The following is a 20,692-nucleotide window of genomic DNA, read 5'->3' as shown; positions in this document are numbered from 1 at the left end:
GACCTGGATGACACCGAACTACCACGGCTCACATCAGATTTCCTCTTACGCCGGAGCGCAGGGGGCGAAATCCTCATTCGGGTGAGTCGGATGAACCGACTCTGCGAAACCGGGACGAATTGAACGTCCCGAGTCCGCGGTGCGTTCTTCGCGTTTCAACCGAACGGGCTTATACACTTAAGCACGTCGGAACGCTTCGACCGGCCGCGGTGCGGCCGACCGTTGTCCCCCGCGCCGGGGGACCTTCGCATCTAACACGAATGCCGGGTTGTACTTAACCCCGTCGAACCATCGACGCCACGTCATGCGTTTTCATAGGGAGCAGTTCGCACGAGGAGATCGGATTTCCGGTGTGCGAAACGGATGGAAGATCGGCTCGGACGCCTCGACCGATAATCCGAAAACATCGAGAATTATCAGAACAATATCATAGTTTCACCGATACCGACGCGCGTGTCAAACCGAGGACCGAAGCGGGATCCGAGGTCAGTCTACCGACCCCACCAGCCAGACGATACTGCCCGCTCGTCGGTGGGTGCGTGCATTCACAGAGCGCGCCACGCGGCGCAACGGTCGACGACCGAGCGGTCGTTTATACCACGGGCGTTTATAAGGGAGGGGGACACATATAAAAGCGAACGATGACGAACCCTGCAGATTCGATCGAGATCCAGAACGTAGTTGCATCGACGGGGATCGGCCAAGAGCTCGATTTGGAGGCGCTAGCCGAAGACCTTCCCGGGGCAGATTTCAACCCCGACAACTTCCCGGGGCTCGTCTACCGGACCCAAGAACCGAAGGCGGCCGCACTGATCTTCCGGTCCGGGAAGATCGTCTGTACGGGTGCGAAAAGCATCGACGACGTCCACGAGGCGCTCGGGATCATCTTCGAGAAGCTCCGCGGACTGCAGATTCCGGTCGAGGACGATCCGGAGATCACCGTTCAGAACATCGTATCGAGTGCCGACCTCGGACACAACCTCAACCTCAACGCGCTCGCGATCGGGCTCGGACTCGAAGACGTCGAGTACGAACCGGAGCAGTTCCCGGGTCTCGTGTACCGGATGGACGAGCCGGAAGTTGTAATTCTCCTGTTCGGGAGCGGGAAGATCGTCATCACGGGCGGGAAGCGGACCGACGATGCAGAAGAGGCCGTCGAGGAGATTGTCGAACGGATCGAAGGGCTCGGCCTGCTGGGGTAACGGATCGCGATCGGATCGCAGTCGAACGAGAGACGACGGGTGATAGGTGGTCGAATCGATCGGGCCGGGTTGGTCCGGTGTAAATGGAGTTGCTTTTCAGGCGAATTACTACGCTACGAGGAATCCTCGGTCAGCACCTCTTTAACGACGCTCGGGTCTTCCAACAGCTGGTGTTTCGTGTAGCTACCCTCTGCGCTTCCCCCGCTGTGTTTCGACTGTTCGATGATGTCGAGGAAGGCGTGTTCCTTGAGGAGGTCCCGAACGCGACGGAGTGACAGACTGTCTGAGCCCTCTTGGCGGCAGATGTTTTCATAGATCTCGTACACGCGACTTGTTCGGAAGCCGTCCTGACGACCGCCCGAAAGCGAGAGCAGCGCGAGCGCTTGAAGGACGTACCGAGAGTGTGGGGTCGATCCCCGGATAAGTTCGCGGAACCGGTCGGTTTCCGCGCGCTCTCGCGCCTGCGTAACGAACTCTTCTCTGACTGTTGGTTCACCGTTGCTCTGTGCGATCTCACCCGCGTACCGGAGGATGTCGATTGCCTTGCGCGCGTCACCGTGTTCGCGCGCGGCGAGCGCAGCGGCGCGGGGGATTGTCGACGGTTCGAGGACGTCGTCGTGAAACGCGTCCGCGCGCGCCTGCATGATCTCACGGAGTTGGTTGGCGTCGTACGGAGGAAATACGAATTCGCGTTCACAGAGGCTCGATTTGACCCGTTCGTCCATGCGGTCCTTGTACTGGATCTTGTTGCTGATTCCGACTACTCCAAGCTTGCAGTCGGTGATCTTTCCGGCCTCGCCGGCCCGCGACAGCTGCATCAGGATGGCGTCGTCGTCGAGCTTATCGATCTCGTCGAGGATGATGAGCACGACGTCGTACCGCTGATCGAGGATCCGCCAGAGCCGCTTGTAGTACGTCGAGGTCGAGAGACCCTTGTCCGGGACGTTGATCCCGGTGGCGTCCGGATCGTTGACCGCGTCGGCGATGGTCTGAACGGCTTGCGTCTCGGTCGTGTCCTGCGCGCAGTCGACGTACGCGAACGTCGCGTTGACGCCCTCTTCCCCCGCCGTCGAGACGAGACGCTTGGAGACGTACTTCGCACAGAGCGACTTTCCGGTTCCCGTCTTCCCGTAGATCAGAACGTTGCTCGGGCTCTGACCGAAAATCGCGGGATTGACCGCCGTCGCGAGGTCAGCGATCTCGTCGTCGCGGCCGACGATCCGACCCTCTCCGGGGAGATGGCTGATCTCGAGGAGTTCCTTGTTCGCGAAGATCGGGTCCTCCCTAGTGAAGAGGTCGTCCGCTGCGTCCATGGGATCGACACCGGGTTTCCGGTGAAATGCGTTCCGCTTCGGACGTGACGAGATGAGGTTTGAGACACACACCGTGTTTCCGGTGAAACGGGGTGGGTCGGGGGTGGGGGACGGTGGGGTGGTCGGTGAGTTAGGGGAGGGATATAAACGGTATCGGAGCCCCGGTAGTCTAGTTCACCGGAAACCCGGTGTCACCACCTCGGACTGATTCACTAATATCCGGCAGCGAGCCGGAGCGGAGAGAACGTATCGAATGCAAGGAGGTTAGGTTCGAACGCCCATCTGAGTTGGATCCCCACACACGCTGCGAAACCAGAGACCGTATTTCCGATGTAATCCGGTCTCCGATGGACTCTGATTTCCGATGGAACACTAGCCTTCGGCTTCACTACTTCTAACTTATCGGCTTGACGGACTATACTCAAAACTCGTTTATAGTTCTTTCTGATTCACGGCGCGGTCTAAGAGAATTCGTTCCAGGTGATCTGCTCGAGATCCGAAGCTCGAAGAGATCCGGATTGCCTGCCTCAACCGGCAACTGCCACCTACCCACCCCCAATCGACCCCGTTTCACCGGAAACACGGTGTGTCTCTCAAGCGACTACGGTCTGTCAGGTCAGTACCAGTGGGTCAGTACCAGTGGGTCAGTACCAGCGGCTCTGTCACTCACGAGTTTCGGTACCAGGAACGAATATCGGAACCAAGAACGAGAGTCCACGAGAAATCGCGAGAAACGACCGACGAGCCGCGAATACCCGTCTGCTCGAAGGGGTCGTCCTTACTCCTGCGCGTCGACGACGGCTACGCTGGCCAAGTTGACGATGTCTTTGACCTCGTCACCCCGCTGGAGCACGTGGACGGGCTCGTCCATACCCACCAGCATCGGACCGATCGCCTCTGCGCCGCCGAGGCGCTGAAGCAGCTTGTATCCGATGTTCCCGGCTTCGAGGTTCGGGAACACGAGCACGTTCGCGGCCTCGTCGAGCTCCGAGAACTCGTAGGTGTCGTTGAGAATGTCGTCGACGACCGCGGTGTCGGCCTGCATCTCACCGTCGACGGGGAAGTCGACGTTCTCGTCCTCGTGAAGGATATCGACCGCTTCCCGTGGCTTCCGAGTCCCCTCGTTGTCGACGCTCCCGAAGTTGGAGTAGGAGAGCATCGCCGCGCGCGGCTCGACGTTGAACCGGCGAGCGAGGTCGGCGGTGTGACGGGTGATCTCCGCGAGCGTCTCCGCGTCAGGGTCTTGGTTCACCGTGGTGTCGGCACAGAAGATGACCCGATTTTTGAACGTGAGCATATACACGCCGGCGACGGTGTCGGTGTCGGCCGCGGATCCCACGACCTGCAGCGGCGGTCGGAGCGCCGACGGGTAGTGATGCGTCAGTCCCGTGAGCATCGCGTCGACGTCCCCCGACTTCACCATGACGCTCCCGAGGTAGTTCGTGTCTCGGCGAACCAGCTCGTTCGCCTCCCGACTGGTGATCCCCTTCCGCTTGCGGAGCTGATAGAGTTGGTCCCCGTACGCGGATACGTCGCGATCGTCCGGATCGACGATCTCCGGACGGAACGAGAGCCCGAGCCGGTCGGCGGTCCTGGCGATATCGTCGGCGTCGCCGAGCAGCACCGGCTCGGCGATTCCCTGCTCGGAGAGCTGGTAGGCCGCGCGGATCATCTTCTCGTCGGTCCCCTCCGCGAGCGCGATACGCTTCGGATCGCTTTTCGCTTTGTTCAACACGACCCGCATCATCTCGCGGGATTTTCCGAGGCGCGCCTCCAGCCGCTCTCGGTACTGTTCGAGGTCGATCTCTGTCCGTGCGGATCCCGAGTCCATCGCCGCCTTCGCGACGCTGGGAGCGACCTCGAAAAGCACGCGGGGGTCGAGGGGCTTCGGAATCACGTAGTCCGGGCCGAACTGGAGCGGGTCGTCGCCGTACGCCTTCACGACCGCGTCCGGCACGTCCTTGCGAGCCAGTTCAGCGAGCGCCTCCGCGGCCGCGCGCTTCATCTCCTCATTGATCTCCGTCGCGCGCACGTCGAGCGCGCCGCGGAACAGGAACGGGAACCCGAGTACGTTGTTCACCATGTTCGGGTAGTCGGACCGGCCCGTCGCCATGATCACCGTGTCGTCGCGGGCGTCCTTCGCGTCCTCGTAGGTGATCTCCGGGTCGGGGTTCGCCATCGCGAAGATGATCGGGTCCGCCGCCATCGACCGGACCATCTCCTGCGAGACGATCCCGCCGACGGAGAGCCCGACGAACACGTCCGCGTCCTCCATCGCGTCGGCGAGGTCGCCGCCCGCTCCCTCGCTGGCGAACTGCCTCTTGTACTCGTTGACGTCGCCGTCCGCGACGCGGTCCTCGGTGATGATACCGGAGGAGTCACACATCGTGATGTTCTCCTTCTTCGCACCGAGCTCGACGTAGAAGCGAGCCGTCGCGATCGCGGACGCGCCCGCGCCCGAGAACACGATGTCGATCTCGGAGAGGTCCTTCCCGGAGATCTCCGTCGCGTTCATCAGCGCCGCCCCGGAGATGATCGCGGTCCCGTGCTGGTCGTCGTGGAACACGGGCACGTCCATCTCCTCGCGAAGCCGCTCCTCGATCTTGAAGCACTCGGGCGCCTTGATGTCCTCGAGGTTCACGCCGCCGAAGGTCGGTCCCATGGCTTTCACCGCCTCACAGAACGGGTCGACCTCGTCGATATCGAGTTCGATGTCGAACACGTCGATGTCGGCGAAGCGCTTGAACAGCACGCCCTTCCCCTCCATGACGGGCTTCGACGCCGACGCGCCGATATCTCCCAGACCGAGTACGGCGGACCCGTTCGAGACGACCGCGACGAGGTTGCCCTTCGCCGTGTACTCGAACACCGATTCCGGATCCGCAGCGATGTCACGACACGGCGCCGCGACCCCCGGTGAGTACGCGAGCGAGAGGTCTCGCTGCGTGTTCGTCGGCTTGGTGGTCTCGATCGCGATCTTCCCCGGCGGCTCCTGTCTGTGATACTCCCTCGCGTCGTCGTCCAGTCCCATGTCTCCCCCAATTCGGTAACGGAGTAAAAAGGTATGTGAACCCGTCGAATACTGATTCGACATTCGACGATCCCAGACGACCTCCGATGAGCCCCTCGTGGCCGGATCGGTCTGGGTTAGTCGCGATCGGGTCGGGAATCAGTCGCTGTCGGTAGATGTCGGATCGGGAATCAGCCGCTGTCGGCAGATGTCGGATCGAGAATCAGCCGCTGTCGGTAGGTGCCGGATCGAGAATCAGTCGCTGTCGGTGGATGCCGTAGCGAGATCCGGATGGAGCAGCGTCAGTCCCGGATCGATCCCGCCGAGCGTGGCGACCTCGTATGCGATCAGATATGACCGAGTAACGAGGCTGACGGGGAGCGTCAGTGCCAGCAGCGTCACCACGGCGGCGAGCCCGACGAGCGTGACCGTCACGATTCCGGCGGTCGTCCCCACCAACGCACCGAGACCGCCGAGGGGAACGGCCGCAAGCAGGAGCAGGATTCCGGCGACCACGGTGACCGCCGAGCCGGCGATCACAACCGCGATCCCCTCGACGATCGCGGTTCCGACGCCGACGAAGAAGTGAACCGCGAGGTAGACGAGAACCTCCGGCCACTCCCCGCTCACCGCGCGCCAGATCCGTCGCCAGCCGGCGAGCACACCGTGCTCTTCGACCACCATCGCGGGAACGACGAACTCGTAGGTGAGTCGGAGTGCGAGCGTCGCGAACAGGACGACCGCGCTCCCGAGGATTCCCACGACGACCGCGGGACCGAGCGAAAGCGATCCGACCGCCGTCACGAACGAGTCGACCGGCTCCCACCCGATCGGCGCCTCCGCTGCCACGTCAACGAGCACCACCACCGCAATCGGTCCAGCGGCGATCGCCCAGAGAATCGCGGACGCGACGAACAGCCCGGCCGCCTGCCGGAGCCGTGCGAGAAACGGACGCCACAGTCGGACCTCGTTCGTCCGGAGCGCGTCGTAAAAGACCAGTCGAAGCGCCAGCGAGACCACCGAGAGCGCGACCGCGGTGACGAGGACCGCGACCGCGGCGGCGACGATCAGCCGATCGGCGGGCATCTCGGCAACGAAGTCCGAAACGACGGCGTCGACCGGATCGAACGGGCTCCCCGCTCTGGTGTCCGATTCCTGTGCCTCAGAAAACCCCGCGAACCCCCCAATGCGGGCGTCAGGGGCGGGGGGAACAGACACGCCGGCGTTCGCACTTCCGCCCATCAGGAGGACGAGAAAAGCGAGCTTCGCCCAGCGAACGGGACTGAACGGGAACAGGAACCGACGAGTGGTCTCGACGGCGTCGTCCACGGCCTCGACGGCGTGCCAACTCATGCCTCCCGATTCACTGGGAACGCTTATATATTGTGTCGAGATTCCCTCCCGCGCTTCGCCCAACTAACCGACTCCGCCACGACTCACTGCCTGAACCGACTCCGCCACGACTCACTGCCTGAACCGACTCCGCCACGACCCACAGCCCTTTACGCCGAACGCGGCGAAGGGGCTCGCATGAAGGTCCGTGGCGAACGGGAGTGCCAGAAGTGCGGCGCGCGCTGGTCGTACTACGAGACGGGGTCCGTCGAATGTCCCGACTGCGGATCGCTCAGGAGCGTCGGCGTCGACGACAGGACCGCCCACACCGACGCGCCGGCGACTCTCGATCTGACGCCCTATCACGCCCGGTTCGGGGACGCCCGCGGGACGCTCCCCGAGGAGGGCGTCGACGACCTCAAGAGCGATCTCCGCGAGTACGCCCGCGAGCGTGGGTTCATCCGCGGCGGCGAACTCCTCCCGCTGGACGACACCTACCTCGCCGCCCGCGAGCTGCTGGAGGCGGTCGACCTGTACGACCGGCTCCGCGACCCCACCGATCGCGACCGGGAATATCTCCTCGCGCTGCTCGCCGGCGCCGACGACGGCGACCGACCCGCGACCGAGGCGGTCCCCGACTCCCTGCGCGAGGCCCGGGGGATGGCCGCGGTCCGCGCGGTCGACGAGTACCGGAGCGACCTCCTCGCGTTCCTCGACGAGCTTGCCGGGTCCAAGGACGCTGAGGGAGCCGACGAGAGCGGAGAGAGCGTTGATACCGACGTTTCCACCCACACGGTCTCCGTCGCCGGCGACGACCCGCTCTCCCGGATCGAACCCGCGCGGGCGCTCCTCGAACGCCTCCGCGACCGCACGAAGCGCGCGGAGGCGCTCACGGGTGACGTGTCGCCGACCGACGCAGACGCCCTCGTCGACGCCGCCGACGCGCTCGGCGAGTACGTCAGGACCGGCGATGAAACCGCTCTCGATCGCGCTCGCGATCAGCTCGCGGACACCGAAACGTAATCACCGCTGATACTCACGGGGTCACGTTCAACTTCCGGCCCGCGGACCTCGACGTATGCCGCGTTTCGACGTACACGATCGCCGTCACGCGCTGAAACAGCTCAGGGACACGGGCGCGACGAGCCTCTGGGAGAACCGAAAAGACGTGGCCTGTCCGGTGTGTGACGCCCCGTTCGATCGACTGTTCATCACCCGACAGCCGGGGACGACCTTCCCGGAGAACGACGGCGCGCGCTTCTGTCTCTTCCGCGACGAGGACGCGATTCACCTGTTCCGGCACTGATTCTCTGTCGTTCGTCCCCCGAGTTCCGTCCCGCCCTCAGTCGTCGCCCGCGGGATCGACGCCCGGCGCCGGGTCGTCGATGTACCGCTCCGCCCACGTCCCGCGCGCGAACCACGCGACGGCGACGGCCGCGCCCAATATGTTCCCGAGCGCCATCCCGACCCAGATCCCCGTCTCGCCCCAGCCGGCGACGAAGACGAGGTACGCCACGCTGGCGACCCGTCCGACCCAGAGGGTGAGGATCGAGATCACCATCGCGGTCTTCGTGTTTCCGGCCCCGCGGAACGCACCGAGGATGACCTGCGAGATGCCGATGAAGGCGAACTCGACGGACCGGATCTGCACGTACTCGACCGCGAAGTCGATGGTCGCGGGCGCGTCGGGCACGTCGCCGAGGAAGGCGCCGACGATCGGCTCCGTGAACGTCACGGCGACGACCGCGACGAGGAACATCACCCCGGCTCCGGTCGACGCCGCGAGCTTCACCGACCGCGCCGCGCGGTCCGCCCGATTCGCCCCGAGGTTCTGCCCGACCATGGTATCGATCGCGCGCCCGAGCCCCATCGCGGGGAGGAACACGAGCGAGATGAGCCGATTGCCCAGCCCGTAGGCCGCGACGACCGGCGGCGAGAACGTGACGATCATCGCGGTGAGTGTGATCATCGCCAGCGCGCTCGTCGTCTGCTCGACGCTTGAGGGGAGCCCGAGCCGGAAGATGTCCTCGATGAATCCGAGGTCCGGCGCGAGGTGACTCACCGAGACGGCCGGCCCGAGCGCCGTGGCGAACAGCAACCAGATACCGATCGCGGTGGCGACCCCCCGCGAGAAGATCGTCGCCATCGCGGCCCCCTCGATCCCGTAGCCGGCGAACCCGGTGGCCGCGAACAGGACCTCCTGCAGGCCGACGGGATCGAGCGCCGCGAGGAGCGGCACCGCCGCCAGCCACTCGAACAGGGGATTCTCAGCGAACCCGAAGATGAGGAACGGGTCGAGCAGCACGTTCAGGAACACCGAGACGACCATCACCGCCATCGGCGTCCGGGTGTCTCCGTAGCCGCGCATCAGCGCGGAGAACACGAAGAACCCGAACATCAGCGGGATGCCGGCGAAGATGACCTCCATGTAGTCGGCCGCGAGCGGGATCACGGTCGCCGCCGTGTCGGGATCGCTGGGAAGTATCTCCAGCGCCGGGCGCGTGTAAAAGTACCCGCCGATCCCGATGAACACCGAGAGCACGGAGACGCTGAAGATGGTCTGACCGGCGACGAGCCCCGCGGACCGGTCCCCGTCGGCGCCGGTGTACTGCGCGACGAGGATCGCCCCCGCGGTCGTGAAGCCGCCCGCGACCGCGATGAGCAAGAAGATAAGGGGGAACGCGAGGCTGATCGCCCCGACCGCCTCGGCCGACAGCCGCCCGAGGTACAGCGTATCGACGACGTTGTACATCACCTGCAACAGCTGGATGACGACGATCGGCCACGCGAGGTGAAACAGCGGCCGGATCAGACTGCCTTCGGTGATCGACTCCTCCGACACCCGGTCGCCGGAATCATCGCCGGAACCATCGCCGGAACCATCGCTGGAACCATCGCCGAAAACATCGCCGGAACCACCGTCACGGGCGTCTTCGGCGGCGTCGCTACCGGTCGTTTCATCGGTCGATCCGTCGATCGGTTCGTCACCGGCGTCATCGTCGGCGGAACTGGGACCGGAATCGCCGAACTCCGAAGGCGACTCCGGCGGGTCCTCGGAGGGCTCGTCGCTCACTGATTTATAAGCGGGCGCCTCGGTCTATCAGACTTCCGGTTGCTCGGGATCGCGCGCCACGGAGTAACACGCCCGAAGCGGTCCGCTCACCGGTCATCAGCGGGTTCGGATCCACCGGCGAGGTCGGTCTGAGCGGCGGGATCGGTCTGGGTGGCGTCCGCTCCCGCCGACGGCTCGCCGTCGGTCGGTGTCCCTTCCGCGGTCCCGTCTGCAGACCCGTTTTCGCCCCGACCCTCCGGATCGGGCTTGTCACCCGCCCGCTCGCCCTCCGGTCGACCGTCCTCCGGGCCGCCGACCCGCGCGATCCCCGAGGTGTCGTCGAAAACGAGGTGTCGGTGCGGGTACGCCATCTCCACGTCGGCGTCCGTGAGCCGCTCGCGGATCCGGGTGTTCACGTCCGACTGGACCTTCGCGAGCTTGTACGGCTTCTTCACCCAGTACCGGAGGCGAAGGAGTATGCCGTCGTCTCCGAACTCGTGGAGGCGGCAGTCCGGGCTCGCGGTGTAGCGCGCGACGCCCACCCGGATGTCGGGGCCGCCGTCGATCACCGCCTCGCAGTCCCGCGCCGCGCGCTCGATGAGCCGCCGGGCCTCGGAGATGTCGCTTTCGTAGGTGACGAGCACGTCGATCGTCCGCCGGGTGCGCTCGTCCTCGGCGGAGTAGTTGGTCACGTCGCGCTCGCGCATCGCCCCGTTCGGCACGACGAGGAACGTGTTGTCGAGCGTGAATATCTTCGTGTACCGGATCGTGATGTCCTCGACGAACCCCGTCGTCCCGTTCTCCAACTCGATCATGTCGCCGATCTCGAACGGCTGGTCGGCGAGGATGAACACGCCGTTGATGAAGTTCCCGACCAGCGGCGCGAGGATGATACCGATCACGGCGGAGAAGACGGCGGTCCCCACGAGGAGGTCGGTGAAACGGAACCCGACCGCCCAGAGGCCGACGAGCAGCGAGAGCGTGATCGTCCCGACGCGAACTCCCCTGACGATCGTCTGCGCGACGCTCTGTCTCGACACGCGACGCGCGACGGGACGACCAATAAGCCGCACGAGGAACTTCGAGGCGAGGACGCCGGCGGCGACGGATAGGACCACGAACAGCAACCCTCCGACGGCGGATCCCGCGATCCCCCCGAGTACGTCCGCGAACCGTGTGAGCCGCCCCGCGATCGAGACGAGGACCTCGGGCGGTGCCATAGCAAACCCGCCGTCGCCCACTCGAAAAAGCGTTTCTCCCGGCGGCCGAAAGCGGAGCGCTTCCCCGGCGGCCGAAAGCGGAGCGCTTCCCCGGTGACCGAAAGTTCGGCTTCCGGAGCCGTGGATCGGGCGTTTTTGAGTAACCACTAACACGCGTCCCGGCAAATCGAAGGTATGTCAGAGCCCCTACGCGATCGCCCGTCCTTCAGCGTCACACACGAGTCCACCCCGAGCGACGTGCTCGTCGCCGGATTCTCGTCGTTCGGACTCGCCGGACTGACCGCCGTCGACTACCTCGTCAAGAACCTCGAACTCGAACAGACGGGGCACGTTCAAGCCGAGGGGCTCCCGTCGATCACGCCCTTCGAGAAGGGACGACCGCGGCACCCGATCCGGCTGTACTCCGCGGACGATCTGGACGTCACCGTGCTCGTGGCCGAGCAATTCGTCCCGCCCGTACTCGGCGAGCGGATCGCAGCGGCAATCCTCGACTGGACGGAAGCGGCGGGCGTCTCGGAGATCGCGGTGCTCTCGGGGGCTCCGATCCCCCACGCTCCGGACGCACATCGCACCTTCCACGTCGCGACGGACGACTACCACGAGCGGCGCCTCGACGACGACGAGGTCCCGCCGATGGAGACGGGGTTCCTCGACGGGACGAACGCGTCGCTGCTCGAACGGGGGATCGACTCTCCGCTCGGCGTCGGCGTGTTCATCACGCCGGTCCACGCACAGGCCCCGGACGCCGACGCCGCGGTCCGGCTCGTGGACACGATCGACGAAACGTACGACTTGGGGGTCGACTCCGAGCCGCTGGCCTCCTTCGCGGCCGATGTCCGCCGCCACTACGAGGACCTCGCCGAGCGGATCGAGGAGCGCGAGCCGGACGGGACCTACGATCGGATGTATATGTAGGACGCAGCTCTGAAAAAGCGTGCAACTCGACTCATAGTAAAAACCTATACCGGAGGACCGCCTCGACGGATCTATGACCGACGATCTCCGTGGCACGCTCGACCGCGTCGGGGACCGATTCAACCTCGGCGAGTACGAGATCGACGCGTACCTCGCCGTGCTGGAACACGGCGAGCTGACGGCGAGCGACATTGCCGACCGAACCGACATCCCGCAGCCCCGCGTGTACGACACGGTTCGAAGCCTCTCGGACCGGGGACTTGTCGAACTCCGCGAGTCGCGACCGATGAAGATCGTCGCCGTCGATCCGGACGACGCGTTCGGCGACCTCCGGTCGTCGTTCGCCGAGATGGTCGACGAACTGGAGGCCCGCTACACCGCGCCCACCCGCGAGACCGAGGCGGTGTCGCTGGTGAAGTCGCGGTCGACGATCCTCCGGTACCTCGAGGAGGTGATCGCCGGCGCCGAGTACGAGCTGGCGCTCTCGCTCACGCCGGGCCTGCTCCGCCGCTTCCGCGACGAGCTCGCGGCGAAGGTCCAGGCGGGCGTCAGCGTCGAACTCCTCGTCACGCCGGCGTCTCGGGCGCCGAACCCCGAGGAGTTCGACTACCTGGAGGTCGCGACCATCGCCCGCGCGCGCCGCGGGATCACCACGCCGATCCTCGCCGTCGGCGACGGCCAGTACTCCGTGTACGCCACGCAGGACGCGCTCCGCGACGACCGCGAGCGCTACGGCGTCATCTTCAACCGCTCCGCGCTCGGGTTCCTCGTCTCCGGCTTCTTCGGCACCGTGCTGTGGACGACGGCCGAGACGCTCGCCGCCGACGGGGCCGCCCGCCCGTTCCCGCGCCGCTACGCCTCGATCCGCCGCGCTGTCAAGGACCTCCGCGAGTTCGAGGGCGAGGAGTTCTACGTGACCGTCGAGGGCCGCGACATCGAGACGGGCGACTCGGTGACGGTGCAGGGCCGCGTCGTCGACCTCGCCTTCGAGGACACCGAGGAGGTGGCGTCGCTGACCGTCGAGACCGAGACCGGCCGAGTCGACATCGGCGGCCGCGTCGCCGCCCTCGAAGACGTCGAGGGACAGGAGATCGTCATCGGCCGCGACGAGCCGCCGGCGCTGTGATCGGCGCGTGACAACCGTCTGTGATCGGCGCGCGACAACCGTCTGTGATCGGCGCGGTGTTCGCGTCGCCGAGGCGTCCCGCCCACGCTGTGATTTTTTAAGTACCGAGGTCGCCCGATCCGTATGGAGCACACGACGCTGGGCGACACGGGCGCGACCGTCAGCCGACTCGCGCTCGGCTGTATGAGCTTCGGAAGCGAGCACGAGTGGATGCTCGACGAGGAGGAGGGCCGGGAGCTGATCGAGCGCGCGATCGATCTAGGAATCACCTTCTTCGACACCGCGAACGTCTACTCGAACGGCGAGAGCGAGGAGATCCTCGGCGACGTGCTCGCCGAGTACGACCGCGACCGGTTCACCGTCGCCACCAAGGTGTACGGGCAGATGGACGAGTCGAACCCGAACTCGGGGGGGCTCTCGCGGAAGGCGATCGAACAGGAGCTGGAGAACAGCCTCGATCGGCTCGGGATGGATACAGTCGATCTCTATCAGATCCACCGGTGGGACTACGACACGCCGATCGAAGAGACGCTGGCGACGCTCGACGACGCCGTGCGACGCGGGAGGGTGCGGTACGTCGGCGCCTCCTCGATGTGGGCCCACCAGTTCGCCGAGGCCTTGCAAACGAGCGACCGCGAGGGGTACGAGCGGTTCGTCACCATGCAGAACCTCTACAACCTCGCGTACCGCGAGGAGGAGCGCGAGATGGTCCCCCTCTGTGAGAAGGAGGGGATCGCGATGATCCCGTGGAGCCCCGTCGGCGCCGGCTACCTCGCGCGCCCCTACGAGCAGGACGACGCGACGACTCGCGGGGAACACGAGACGGCGCTCGGACGCCCGTACCGCGAGGGCGGCGGCGAGGAGATCAACCGCCGGATAGAGGAACTGGCAGACGAGAAGGGGGTGCGGATGGCCCAGATCGCGCTCCGCTGGGTCGCCGGGAAGGAGGTCGTGGACGCGCCAATCGTCGGCACCTCCAGCGTGGACCACCTCGAAGACGCCGTCGAGGCGCTCGACATCGACCTCTCGGAGTCGGACGTGGAGTGGTTAGAGGAGCCGTACGAGCCGGTCCGCGTCTCCGGCCACGAGTGAGTCCGGGGGATCAGCCTCGGGATCGCTCGACCGCACCCCTGTGTCGCCGTAACACACTTAAGACCCCGCTCTATACTCACACGCAGTGGCATCCCGACAGGGCGGGCCGGGGGACGCCGAGTCACCCCGTCCCGGATCGACGGAGCGTCGGACCGCGTCCACGACCGCGCCGGCGGGGTCTCGCCGGCGGGCGGCGACGAGATCGGACTCCCTCCCGCACGGACCCGACACGGACGCCCCCCGATCTCGGTCTCCGAGGGCGGGCAAACGTCCCTCGGCCGGCAGAACGGCCGAGGATCCCCCCGTCCGCGATCCCGGACTCTACGCCCTGACCGATCACTTCCGCGAGCGGTTAGAACAGCCCGGGAGATACGTCTCGACCAGGACCGTCAGCGACGCGATCCGGAACGGCCAGCTCCGCTGGAACCGGACCGACGGGTGGCGGTTCGCCCTCGTCGACGGCGGGATCCGGTTCGTCGTCGTCGTGAGCGACACGGAGACGAACTCCCCGGTCGTCGTCACCGGCTGGACCGAGGTGGCCGACCGCGAGGCGGCCCTCGAAGCCCCCCGGTGGGACTCCGTCGACGTCGACACCATCGCCGTGCGGGCGGCGCTGAGCGAGTCCGCCTCGACGCCGATCCCGGACCGGATCCGGCCTCGGACCGTGACGCGTCCCTTCGTCGTCGGCGAGCACCGACTCGAGACCGAACCGGGCGAGCCGTTCGTCCGCTGTACGGCCTGCGGCTGCCGGTTCCGGTCGAAGGAGGGGATCACCTCGCGGCGCTGTCGAAAGCGGTCGCCGGGACGGTGAGCGCGTTACGGCTATTTATTGAGGCGACGCGTTCGGCGACTATTTATAAGTAAACGACTGGTACTGGACGACCGAAATTTCGGCACCGATCGCGGGTTCGACGCCGACCCGCCCGGTTCGTAGCGCCGCTTAGAAGCCGACGAGGTCGTCGAGTTCGACGTCGCTGACGTGTCCCCCGCAGACGGCGCACTCCTCGACGTGCGCCGGCCCGGCGCCGCCTTCCATGTGGAGGTTGCCGCACTCGGTACACACTTCGAATTCGGCGTCTAGCATGGGGGCGGTAGTTGACGAACGCGTCGTATATGTTTTGTGTCAGTCACCGGCGGTCGGCCGGCCCCTCGTCCGGTGACGCTATCCATTTCCGCGTCGCGGCCGAAGCGGCGACGATGACCGACGACACCGGCGACGGCGACACCGCCGGCGACGACCCCGGGAACGGTTCCGACGATAACCCCGGGAACGACGACACCGATCTCTCGCTCGACCGCTTCCACGAGGCGTTGGAGGCCGAGGAGCGCCCCGTCGCGACCGCGAGCGAGGTCGCCCGGCGACTCGGGACCTCGCAGGCGGCCGCGCGCGACGCCCTCGCGGCGCTCGTCGACCGGGGCGACGTGGACCGGCTCGACGTCGAGAGCGACCCCGTCGTCTTCTACCCGACCGACTGGGGGCGGCTGGCGACGCGCGAGCGCGTCGTCGCGTTCCCGGACCGCCGGGAGATCGTGGTCGATCGCCCGACGCAGTTCACCCGCGCGCGGCTCTCGCAGTTCGCGCACCTGGTCGACACCACCGGAACCGAGCCCGGGACGCGCGGGTACCTCTACCGGATCAGACAGGAGGACGTGTGGGCCGCGCCGTTCGAGGACGCCGACGGGCTGATCGCGAGCCTCCGGTCGGTGCTCCCTCGCCGGTCCGATCACCTCGAAGAGTGGGTCCGCGACCAGTGGCGCCGCGCGCACCGCTTCCGGCTCTACACCCACGAGGACGGCTACGTCGTCTTGCAGGCCGCCTCCGAGAGCCTGATGGGGAACGTCGCGGACCAGCACCTCGACGACGACCACCTTCGGGCACCCATCTCCGAGACGGAGGCGTGGGTGAACGAGGACGCGGTCGCCGCGGTGAAACGCGCCCTCTACGACGCCGGCTACCCGGTCGAGGACGACCGCGACCTCGACGTCGGCGACCCCGTCGACGTCGACCTGACGACCGATCTCCGGTCCTATCAGGAGACGTGGGTCGAGACCTTCCTCGACGCGCGCTCCGGGGTGTACGTCGGCCCGCCCGGCTCCGGCAAGACCGTCGCCGCCATCGCGACCATCGCGGCGGTCGGCGGCGAGACGCTGATTCTGGTCCCCTCGCGCGAACTCGCCGGCCAGTGGCGCGAGGAGCTGCTCGACCACTCCACGATCGACCCGGGCGACATCGGACTGTACCACGGCGGGGAAAAAGAGATCCGGCCGGTCACGATCGCGACCTACCAGATCGCCGGGATGGACCGTCACCGGGCCCTGTTCGACTCCCGGAAGTGGGGGTTGATCTGCTTCGACGAGTGTCTGACTGGAGATACTATCGTTGAAACACCGTCTGGAAGAACGACGTTCGATGAACTCGATGAGAGGTACGCGTTGGGGGATGGATGGACGACAGATATCGATCTCTCGGTCCGCACTTTCGATCGAGAGCGGGGCACATACCGATTCACTCCTGTCACGGGTATTTATAAATCGACGGCACCAGTCGAACGGATCGAAACACGCCAGGGCTACCCGATAACGGCGACTGCGGGACACACTCACTTCGTATTCGATCCCGAGTCCGGACGCATCACGAAACAAAAAGGTGTCTCAGAGGGTGATTTCATTGTTAGGCCGCAAACAGAATCGAAGAATTATACGGAGACAAACACGCCCAGCACCCCATCTGCCGAACTGCTTGGTTGGTTCCTCGGAGATGGTCACCGAGATCGGCACGGACACGCAAAGTTCTCGTTCGCACGGAACAAGCAGGAACAGATAGACATCCTCGAAGATCTGTGTAACCGGGTCGGACTCGACTACTCGGTGTTCGAGAACAGTAGGGGTGACCTCACGCTATGGTCGAAACGCTTTGCAGACCAACTTCCGTGGAATCTTCTGTCCGGAAGTAAGGCAGGACGAGTGACCGTTCCGTCGGAAGCATACGGATGGCACCCTGATCAAGTCGGTTCGTTGTTGAGAGGGCTATTTGACGCCGAGGGCTCTGTTGATAAGAAGGGACGAATACAGTTTAACACGGTTTCAGAACGACTCGCCAAAGATGTTATCTTGCTTCTACAGCACCTAGGAATCCCGTCAAATCATCTTCGGATAGACAAAGATGATCCGCACAGCGATCAGTGTCGGGTACTGATCGCATCGCGGTACGGCGTGCTATTCTCTGAGAAAGTCGGATTCAGATTACAGCACAAATCGAATCGGATTTCCGTTGGCAAGACTCCCGCAACGGGAGTTCCTGTTGGGACATATCTAGAACGGATCAAGGACGACGTGGAACTCTCTAACGAACAGATCGCAGATATGATTGGTGTGGCTCGGCAGACGATCGGAGATGTCATTCGTGGGGACAATCGTCTGGGTCAACGGCATCTAAGTTCTCTCGCCGAGGGGCTTCGGGAATATGCACAGACGGATCCGATCTCGGTTACTGCGATGCGTGGGGATAACGGAGTCACATACGCAGAGATCGGTGACAAACTAGATGTCTCAACCAGTCATGCGTATACGCTGGTTTCCAAAGGAGATGAACGAACAGAGAGGGTGATCGATGAACGTGATCAAAATTGTCGTATAAACGCAGCCGGGCATGCAGATCGGTTGGATCAGCTTGCAGACCTACAGATCGTCGAAGTCACATCGGTCGAAGAACAGGGAGTTGAGACGGTATATGACTTCGAGACGCAGGACCATACGTTCGTCGCAGATGGTTATCTAACGCACAACTGTCACCACATCACGGCTCCGGTGTTCTCCAGATCCGCCGAGCTCCAGACCAAACACCGCCTCGGCCTCTCGGCCACGCCGGTCCGCGAGACCGGCAGCGAGGAGGAGATATACACCCTGATCGGCCGGCCGATCGGCGCGGACTGGGACGAACTGTTCGAGGCCGGCTTCGTCCAGGAGCCGGAAGTGGAGATCCGGTACGTCCCGTGGCGCGACGAGATGGCCCGCAACGAGTACGCCAGCGCCGACGGGCGGGAGCGACGCCGGCTCGCGGCCGAGAACCCCGCGAAGGTCGAGGAGATCCGGTACCTGCTGGCCGCCCACCGCGACAAGAAGGCGCTCGTGTTCATCGAGTACCTCGATCAGGGCGAGGCGATCGCCGACGCGCTCGGCGTCCCGTTTATAAGCGGCGAGACCCCCCACTACGAGCGCGCGGAGCTGTTCCGGCGGTTCCGCGAGGACGGAGAGTCGTCCGATCCCGACCGCGACGACATAGACACCCTCGTCGTCTCTCGCGTCGGCGACGAGGGGATCGACCTCCCGAACGCCGAGCTCGCGATCGTCGCCAGCGGCCTCGGGGGCTCGCGCCGACAGGGCTCGCAGCGCGCGGGCCGCACCATGCGACCGGCCGGGTCCGCGCTCGTGTACGTCCTCGCGACCCGAGGGTCGAGCGAGGAGGAGTTCGCCCAGCGGCAGATGCGGCACCTCGCGCGCAAGGGGATCCGGGTGCGGGAGACGAACGTCGCGGAGTAGACGGCGGTTCGAGACCGGCCCCCTCGTACCGCCTCCGGGAGCGCCGCCACCGGGGGCGAAGGTTTCAACATCCGGTCCGTCAACCTCGCGGTATGAACACGGACGAGCCCCCGAGCGATACGGACCCGGGCGCGGGCGACGCCCCGACCGTCGCCGAGTCGGTCGTCGACTGCATGCTCGACCGCGGAGTCGACGTCGCCTTCGGGATCCCCGGCAAGCAGACCCTCCCGCTGAACCGGGCGCTCGGCGAGCGCGACGCCCGGTTCGTCGTCGCACGTCACGAGACGGCGGTGACGCATCAGGCGTGGGGGTACGCGGAGACGAGCGAGCCCGGAGCGATGGCGGCGTCGATCGTCGTCCCCGGGCCCGGCGACATGAACGCGATGAACGGGCTGAAGAACGCCCTGAACGACTGCGTCCCGCTCCTCCACATCGCGGTCGAGACCGAGCGAGAGGTCCGCGGCGGCGACGGCATCCACGAGACGCCGCCCGAGACGTACGACACGGTCGTCAAGGAGAACGTCCACGTCGACTCGCCCGCCGGCGCGGTCCCCGCCGTCGCCGAGGCGATCCGCGTCGCCCGCGAGCACCCGCAGGGTCCGGTCCGGGTCGGGATTCCGAAGAACGCCCTCGCGAGCCGCACGCCGCAGCCGGCGGTGGGAGAGCGGGAGCCGGCCGCGCCGCCCGCGCCGCCCGCGGACGCGGTGGAACGTGCGGCCGACCTGCTCACCGAGGCCGACGCGCCGGTGGTCCTCGCGGGCGGCGGCGTCAGGCGCGCGGGCGCGAGCGACTCGCTCCGCGCGGTCGCCGAGCGCCTCGACGCCCCGGTCGTCACGACGTACAAGGGAAAGGGAACGTTCCCCGAGACGCACCCACTCTCCGCGGGCGTGCTCTGTGGCGGGTCGAGCGCCGAGCTCCGCGAGCTTCTTGCGGACGCGGACCGCGGGCTCGTCGTCGGCTCCGACCTCGACGCGGTCGCGACCGCCTCGTGGTCGGTGTCGCTTCCCGGATCCCTGATTCACGTCACGCTCGACGGCGGCGACATCGGATTCGGCTACGAGACCGACCTCGGCGTCGTCGCGGACGCGGACCTGTTTCTGGGGGCGCTCGGGGACCGACTGACGGGAGAGAAGCGGTCGGCCGATGAGGCGACGGACCCGTCTTCGCACTCGACCGGCGCCGCCCGTGCCGACGCGGTCCGGTCCGCGGACCGCGAGCGGTTCGCGGCGGTCGCCGACGAGCGCGCCCCCGACGATCCCCTCCGATCCGTCGAGGTCCTCCGCGAGGTCCGCGAGACACTTCCGGCGGAGGCAGTCGTCACCGCGGACGCCGGCGGGTCTCGTCAGTGGGCCCTCGTCTCGTTCCCTGCGGCCGGCCCCTCGCGGTACGTGAACCCCGGGTCGTGGGCGACGATGGGGACCGCGCTCCCGTCGGCGATCGGCGCGAAGCTCGCGAACCCCGACCGCGACGTGGTGACGCTCGTCGGCGACGGCGGGCTCATGATGTGCGTTCACGAATTACACACGCTGGCCGCGGAGGGAATCGACGTGACCGTCGTCGCGTTCAACAACGACGACTACGCGATCATCAGCGAGGAGGCGTCGCGGTCGTACGACCTCCCGACCGGCGCGTACGGCTGGACCGAGGCGGGACTGGACCTCGTCGCCGTCGCGTCCGGGATGGGCGTCCGCGCCGAGCGGGTGACCGCTCGGGGCGCGGTCGGGGATGCGGTCGCGTCCGCGCTTGATCACGACGGGCCCGCCCTCGTCGAGGTCGTCACCGATCCGAACGAGCCGCAGGCGAGCGAGCGGATGACGCGGGAGCGGTGAGTTGGGTCGCGTTTTCCCCTCCTGTTCCGTTCCCTTCACCGGTCGCGTTTCGGGTATCTGAA

At 65.9% G+C, this 20,692-nt stretch carries 15 protein-coding genes; 9 read left to right on the top strand and 6 right to left on the bottom strand.

All coding sequences use genetic code 11. From position 1 onward, the window contains the following. Positions 1 to 641 precede the first annotated feature (641 nt). A complete protein-coding gene (locus tag FGL94_RS09025; RefSeq protein ID WP_004046033.1) occupies positions 642 to 1,202 on the top strand; it encodes a TATA-box-binding protein in 561 nt (186 codons plus the stop codon). A 113-nt stretch (positions 1,203 to 1,315) separates the two neighbouring features. Here the strand turns inward: FGL94_RS09025 and FGL94_RS09020 are convergent, their stop codons facing one another. The 3 genes from FGL94_RS09020 to FGL94_RS09010 form a co-directional block, all read right to left on the bottom strand. Beyond that, on the bottom strand, positions 1,316 to 2,515 hold the full coding sequence (locus FGL94_RS09020; RefSeq protein WP_144923679.1) for a Cdc6/Cdc18 family protein: 1,200 nt from the start codon (positions 2,513 to 2,515) through the stop codon (positions 1,316 to 1,318). Positions 2,516 to 3,293: 778 nt separating this feature from the next. After that, on the bottom strand, positions 3,294 to 5,546 hold the full coding sequence (locus FGL94_RS09015; RefSeq protein WP_144923676.1) for an NADP-dependent malic enzyme: 2,253 nt from the start codon (positions 5,544 to 5,546) through the stop codon (positions 3,294 to 3,296). Positions 5,547 to 5,780: 234 nt separating this feature from the next. Next, positions 5,781 to 6,878, bottom strand: coding sequence for a DUF7544 domain-containing protein (locus FGL94_RS09010; RefSeq protein ID WP_144923673.1), 1,098 nt, complete (start codon positions 6,876 to 6,878; stop codon positions 5,781 to 5,783). 177 nt (positions 6,879 to 7,055) lie between these two features. Between FGL94_RS09010 and FGL94_RS09005 the strand changes: the two genes are divergently transcribed. Together FGL94_RS09005 and FGL94_RS09000 are read left to right on the top strand one after the other, a co-directional pair. Then, positions 7,056 to 7,880, top strand: coding sequence for a DUF7117 family protein (locus FGL94_RS09005; RefSeq protein WP_144923670.1), 825 nt, complete (start codon positions 7,056 to 7,058; stop codon positions 7,878 to 7,880). A gap of 55 nt (positions 7,881 to 7,935) precedes the next feature. After that, the gene (locus FGL94_RS09000) at positions 7,936 to 8,163 is read left to right on the top strand and encodes a DUF7385 family protein (RefSeq protein ID WP_144923667.1); all 228 of its coding nucleotides are present in this window, start codon (positions 7,936 to 7,938) and stop codon (positions 8,161 to 8,163) included. Between the two features lie 36 nt (positions 8,164 to 8,199). Here FGL94_RS09000 and FGL94_RS08995 read toward each other — a convergent pair whose 3' ends face one another. Both FGL94_RS08995 and FGL94_RS08990 read right to left on the bottom strand, forming a co-directional pair. After that, positions 8,200 to 9,930, bottom strand: a complete 1,731-nt coding sequence (locus FGL94_RS08995) for an MATE family efflux transporter (protein ID WP_186313364.1) — start codon at positions 9,928 to 9,930, stop codon at positions 8,200 to 8,202. Between the two features lie 86 nt (positions 9,931 to 10,016). Next, on the bottom strand, positions 10,017 to 11,129 hold the full coding sequence (locus FGL94_RS08990; RefSeq protein ID WP_394348594.1) for a mechanosensitive ion channel family protein: 1,113 nt from the start codon (positions 11,127 to 11,129) through the stop codon (positions 10,017 to 10,019). Positions 11,130 to 11,303: 174 nt separating this feature from the next. On the opposite strand from FGL94_RS08990, the gene FGL94_RS08985 reads away from it, so the two are divergent. The 4 genes from FGL94_RS08985 (at position 11,304) to FGL94_RS08970 (ending at position 15,073) form a co-directional block, all read left to right on the top strand. Continuing rightward, complete coding sequence (locus FGL94_RS08985; RefSeq protein ID WP_144923661.1) at positions 11,304 to 12,044, top strand: proteasome assembly chaperone family protein; 741 nt, start codon at positions 11,304 to 11,306, stop codon at positions 12,042 to 12,044. A gap of 73 nt (positions 12,045 to 12,117) precedes the next feature. Further along, entirely contained in the window at positions 12,118 to 13,170 is a 1,053-nt protein-coding gene (gene trmB, locus FGL94_RS08980; protein ID WP_144923658.1) for an HTH-type sugar sensing transcriptional regulator TrmB, read from the top strand. A gap of 123 nt (positions 13,171 to 13,293) precedes the next feature. Further along, entirely contained in the window at positions 13,294 to 14,262 is a 969-nt protein-coding gene (locus tag FGL94_RS08975) for an aldo/keto reductase (protein WP_144923655.1), read from the top strand. Between the two features lie 85 nt (positions 14,263 to 14,347). After that, entirely contained in the window at positions 14,348 to 15,073 is a 726-nt protein-coding gene (locus FGL94_RS08970; protein ID WP_144923652.1) for a hypothetical protein, read from the top strand. A 129-nt stretch (positions 15,074 to 15,202) separates the two neighbouring features. On the opposite strand, the gene FGL94_RS18265 is transcribed toward FGL94_RS08970, so the two are convergent. Next, positions 15,203 to 15,346 (bottom strand): hypothetical protein, encoded by a 144-nt coding sequence (locus FGL94_RS18265; RefSeq protein ID WP_186313363.1) that lies wholly within the window; start codon positions 15,344 to 15,346, stop codon positions 15,203 to 15,205. Between the two features lie 113 nt (positions 15,347 to 15,459). Between FGL94_RS18265 and FGL94_RS08965 the strand changes: the two genes are divergently transcribed. Together FGL94_RS08965 and FGL94_RS08960 are read left to right on the top strand one after the other, a co-directional pair. Continuing rightward, the gene (locus FGL94_RS08965) at positions 15,460 to 18,801 is read left to right on the top strand and encodes an LAGLIDADG family homing endonuclease (protein ID WP_144923649.1); all 3,342 of its coding nucleotides are present in this window, start codon (positions 15,460 to 15,462) and stop codon (positions 18,799 to 18,801) included. A 92-nt stretch (positions 18,802 to 18,893) separates the two neighbouring features. Further along, on the top strand, positions 18,894 to 20,630 hold the full coding sequence (locus FGL94_RS08960; protein ID WP_144923646.1) for a thiamine pyrophosphate-binding protein: 1,737 nt from the start codon (positions 18,894 to 18,896) through the stop codon (positions 20,628 to 20,630). The last annotated feature ends 62 nt before the right edge of the window (positions 20,631 to 20,692 follow it).

This window comes from Halorubrum salsamenti, assembly GCF_007671685.1.
GTDB lineage: Archaea > Halobacteriota > Halobacteria > Halobacteriales > Haloferacaceae > Halorubrum > Halorubrum salsamenti.
The sequence above is the reverse complement of the archived record's forward strand: the minus strand, read 5'-3'. Positions and strand labels throughout refer to the sequence as shown.

What these genes read in the sequence shown, in the direction of transcription:
- FGL94_RS09025 (WP_004046033.1), top strand. Translation starts at nt 642, where the DNA reads ATGACGAACCCTGCAGATTCGATCGAGATCCAGAACGTAGTTGCATCG.
- FGL94_RS09020 (WP_144923679.1), bottom strand. Translation starts at nt 2,515, where the DNA reads ATGGACGCAGCGGACGACCTCTTCACTAGGGAGGACCCGATCTTCGCG.
- FGL94_RS09015 (WP_144923676.1), bottom strand. Translation starts at nt 5,546, where the DNA reads ATGGGACTGGACGACGACGCGAGGGAGTATCACAGACAGGAGCCGCCG.
- FGL94_RS09010 (WP_144923673.1), bottom strand. Translation starts at nt 6,878, where the DNA reads ATGAGTTGGCACGCCGTCGAGGCCGTGGACGACGCCGTCGAGACCACT.
- FGL94_RS09005 (WP_144923670.1), top strand. Translation starts at nt 7,056, where the DNA reads ATGAAGGTCCGTGGCGAACGGGAGTGCCAGAAGTGCGGCGCGCGCTGG.
- FGL94_RS09000 (WP_144923667.1), top strand. Translation starts at nt 7,936, where the DNA reads ATGCCGCGTTTCGACGTACACGATCGCCGTCACGCGCTGAAACAGCTC.
- FGL94_RS08990 (WP_394348594.1), bottom strand. Translation starts at nt 11,129, where the DNA reads ATGGCACCGCCCGAGGTCCTCGTCTCGATCGCGGGGCGGCTCACACGG.
- FGL94_RS08985 (WP_144923661.1), top strand. Translation starts at nt 11,304, where the DNA reads ATGTCAGAGCCCCTACGCGATCGCCCGTCCTTCAGCGTCACACACGAG.
- trmB (WP_144923658.1), top strand. Translation starts at nt 12,118, where the DNA reads ATGACCGACGATCTCCGTGGCACGCTCGACCGCGTCGGGGACCGATTC.
- FGL94_RS08975 (WP_144923655.1), top strand. Translation starts at nt 13,294, where the DNA reads ATGGAGCACACGACGCTGGGCGACACGGGCGCGACCGTCAGCCGACTC.
- FGL94_RS18265 (WP_186313363.1), bottom strand. Translation starts at nt 15,346, where the DNA reads ATGCTAGACGCCGAATTCGAAGTGTGTACCGAGTGCGGCAACCTCCAC.
- FGL94_RS08965 (WP_144923649.1), top strand. Translation starts at nt 15,460, where the DNA reads ATGACCGACGACACCGGCGACGGCGACACCGCCGGCGACGACCCCGGG.
- FGL94_RS08960 (WP_144923646.1), top strand. Translation starts at nt 18,894, where the DNA reads ATGAACACGGACGAGCCCCCGAGCGATACGGACCCGGGCGCGGGCGAC.